Here is a 3,226-nt window from a genome sequence, read left to right as displayed (position 1 = left end):
CCCGCCAGCAGTTGCTCGTCGCCGTGGTTGGGATGGCCGGCCGGGGCGATGAGGTAGACGGGACGGTGGACCTCCCGGGGTCGACCCCAGCGCGCGTCCGCGGCCGCCCTCGTGGCGTCGAGCCGACGGCGGGCCCGTCGTCGCAGGCGGGAGGCGGGCGCGGCTCGAGGAGTCGACGTCATGGGTCCACCCTGCCCCACGGTGGGGTCGCGCCCGGGCCGACCCCGCTGATCAGATCTTGACCAGCATCTTCCCCACGTTCGCCCCGCGCATGAGGTCGAGGAACGCGTCGACTGAGTTGTCGATGCCCTCGACCACGGTCTCGTCGAAGACGACCTCGCCCGAGGCCACCCACGGCCCGACCTTCTCCGCGAACTCCTTGAACAGGTGCATGTACTTGTTCACGGTGAAGCCCTGCAGGGTGAGCCCGCGGGTGATGGCGTGCCACATGTTGTCCGGGCCGGGCGAGCGCTCGGTGGCGTTGTAGGAGCTGATCGCGCCGCACAGGGCCAGGCGACCGTCGTCGTTCATCAGGTCCAGCGCGGCCTCGAGGTGGTCGCCGCCGACGTTGTCGAAGTAGACGTCGATGCCCTCGCCGTTCTCGCGACCGAAGTGCTCGCGCAGCAGCGTGCGGACCGGTCCGTCCTTGTAATTGATCGCGGAGTCGAATCCGTAGCTCGAGGTGGCCTTGTCGACCTTCTCCGCACTCCCGGCCGAGCCGACGACCTTCGAGGCGCCCATGAGCCGGGCGATCTGCCCGACGGCCGACCCGACGGAACCGGCCGCGCCGGAGACGAAGACGGACTCGCCCTTCTGGAACCGCCCGATGTGCAGGAGCCCCACGTAGGCCGTGAGGCCCGTGGTCCCGAGGATCCCCAGGTACGCCGAGACGGGAACGCCCTCGATCTCCTGCACCACCCGGAACTGCCGGCCGTCGCCCTGGGCGACGTCCCGCCAGCCGAGGTCGTGCATCACGACCGCGCCGACCGGGTGGGCGTCGGAGCGGGACTCCACGACACGCCCGACGGCGCCGCCGGTCATCGTCTCGTTCAGCTCGAACGGCGGGATGTAGGAGCGGCCCTCGTTCATCCGGCCGCGCATGTAGGGGTCGACGGAGAGGTACTCGTTGGCCACGCGCACCTCGCCCTCGGCGATCGCGGGGAGGTCGACGACGACGGTGCGGAAGTCGTCATGGGTCGGCCAGCCGCGGGGGCGGCTGACGAGCTGGATCTGGGTACTGGTCGTCATCACTCATGTGTACGCGCCCTGTCTGCGGGGCTGCCACCGGCCACACCTCTAGTAGGCTTCGCCTTCGTGCAGGACCAGCCCACTCCCGACCCCGCTTCGGCGACGCTCCCCGACGAGCGCGTCCGCAGTGAGATCGTCAGCGACTCCCACACCTTCCGCCGGGCCGTGGCCGACCTCCGCCAGGGGCTGGGCCAGCGGGAGCTGTGGCTCTCACTGGGCTGGCAGGACATCAAGCAGCGCTACCGCCGCTCCACGCTGGGTCCGCTGTGGATCACCATCGCCACCGGCGTCATGGCCACGGCGCTGGGGCTCCTGTACTCGATCCTCTTCCAGATCCCGTTGGCGGAGTTCCTCCCTCACGTCACCGTGGGCCTGATCCTCTGGGGCTTCATCTCCGGATGCATCAAGGAGGGCTCGGAGGTCTTCATCTCCAACGAGGGCCTGATCAAGCAGCTGCCCAGCGCGCTCAGCGTCCACGTCTACCGGCTGGTGTGGCGGCAGTTCCTGTTCCTGTGCCACAACCTGGTGATCTGGGTCGTACTCATGCTCATCTACCCGCGGCCGCTGGGATGGGACCTGCTGCTGGCCGTGTTGGGCCTGGCGGTGCTCATGGTCAACGGCGTCTGGGTGGCGATGCTGTTCGGCATCCTGGCCACCCGCTTCCGCGACATCGCGCCCCTGCTGGACTCCATGGTTCAGCTGCTGTTCTACATGACCCCCATCGTGTGGACCACGCAGACGCTGTACGAGCAGGGCGGGGAGATCGCCAACCGCGCCCGCATCGCCGAGCTCAACCCGCTCTACCACTACCTGGAGATCGTCCGCGCCCCCATGCTGGGCCAGCCCGTCGCCGCGTACCACTGGTGGATCGTCCTGGCCTGCACGGCCGTGGGGCTGATCCTCGCCTTTGTCGCACTGCGCCGGTTCCGCTCCCGAGTCCCGTACTGGGTGTAGGAGGTATATCCCATGAGCCCCGCCACACCCACCCCCGGCGGCGTGTCCATCGACTGCGTGGACGCGTGCGTGGACTTCCCGATCTTCGACGCCAAGTCGCGCTCCCTCAAGAAGGCGGTCCTCGGCTCCGCCGGAGGCGCGATCGGCCGGAACTCGTCCAACGTCGTCGTCGTCGAGGCCCTGAAGGACATCACCCTCTCCCTCCGCGAGGGGGACCGCATCGGGCTGGTCGGGCACAACGGCGCCGGCAAGTCCACGCTGCTGCGGTTGCTGTCCGGAATCTACGAGCCCACCCGCGGCGCCGCCCGGATCAGGGGTCGTGTGGCGCCGGTGTTCGACCTGGGTGTGGGTATGGACCCGGAGATCACCGGGTACGAGAACATCATCATCCGTGGCCTGTTCCTGGGCCAGACCCGCAAACAGATGAAGGCCAAGATCGAGGAGATCGCGGACTTCACCGAGCTCGGCGATTACCTGGACATGCCGCTGCGCACCTACTCGACCGGCATGCGCGTCCGGTTGGCGATGGGCGTGGTGACCTCGATCGACCCCGAGATCCTGCTGCTCGACGAGGGCATCGGAGCCGTGGACGCGGAGTTCATGAAGAAGGCGCGGGTCAAGCTGGCCGACCTGGTGTCCCGGTCCGGGATGTTGGTGTTCGCCTCCCACTCCAACGAGTTCCTGGCCCAATTGTGCGACTCGGCGATGTGGATCGACCACGGTCGCATCCGGCAGCGCGGGAGCATCGAGGAGATCGTCACCGCCTACGAGGGCCCCGAGGCCGGGCGGTCGATCGCCGCGTACATGGAGAGGATGACGCGTGAGGGCTGAGGGGTCCGGCGCGGCCGGCGGGGCCGCGGAGTCCGGCGCGGACTCCCGGCGGGTCGTGGCCGTGGTCGTCACCCACCGACGGCTCGACCAACTCCGCGCCTCGCTCGAGATGGTGTGCGGGCAGACCCGGCCGATCGACCACCTGGTGGTGGTGGACAACGCCGACGAGCAGGCCGTGCGCGAGCTCGTCGAG

3 protein-coding genes and 2 pseudogenes are annotated in these 3,226 nt (G+C 68.9%); 3 read left to right on the top strand and 2 right to left on the bottom strand.

Translation table 11 applies throughout. The annotated features are described in order from the left end of the window. Positions 1-182, bottom strand: a pseudogene (locus tag G6021_RS10975) (polysaccharide pyruvyl transferase family protein); the annotation flags it as partial. Positions 183-231: 49 nt separating this feature from the next. Beyond that, positions 232-1,248, bottom strand: coding sequence for an NADP-dependent oxidoreductase (locus G6021_RS10970; protein WP_182639670.1), 1,017 nt, complete (start codon positions 1,246-1,248; stop codon positions 232-234). 66 nt (positions 1,249-1,314) lie between these two features. Between G6021_RS10970 and G6021_RS10965 the strand changes: the two genes are divergently transcribed. The 3 genes and pseudogenes from G6021_RS10965 to G6021_RS10955 form a co-directional block, all read left to right on the top strand. Further along, positions 1,315-2,202, top strand: a complete 888-nt coding sequence (locus tag G6021_RS10965) for an ABC transporter permease (protein WP_095717096.1) — start codon at positions 1,315-1,317, stop codon at positions 2,200-2,202. A gap of 12 nt (positions 2,203-2,214) precedes the next feature. Then, entirely contained in the window at positions 2,215-3,033 is an 819-nt protein-coding gene (locus G6021_RS10960; protein ID WP_095717095.1) for an ABC transporter ATP-binding protein, read from the top strand. Continuing rightward, positions 3,023-3,226 (top strand): annotated as a pseudogene (locus G6021_RS10955) (hypothetical protein); the annotation flags it as partial. The gene G6021_RS10960 and the pseudogene G6021_RS10955, both read left to right, overlap by 11 nt.

Source organism: Dietzia sp. CW19 (assembly GCF_014145265.1).
GTDB classification, from domain to species: Bacteria; Actinomycetota; Actinomycetes; order Mycobacteriales; family Mycobacteriaceae; genus Dietzia; species Dietzia natronolimnaea.
The sequence above is the reverse complement of the archived record's forward strand: the minus strand, read 5'-3'. Positions and strand labels throughout refer to the sequence as shown.

What these genes read in the sequence shown, in the direction of transcription:
- G6021_RS10960 (WP_095717095.1), top strand. Translation starts at nt 2,215, where the DNA reads ATGAGCCCCGCCACACCCACCCCCGGCGGCGTGTCCATCGACTGCGTG.
- G6021_RS10970 (WP_182639670.1), bottom strand. Translation starts at nt 1,248, where the DNA reads ATGACGACCAGTACCCAGATCCAGCTCGTCAGCCGCCCCCGCGGCTGG.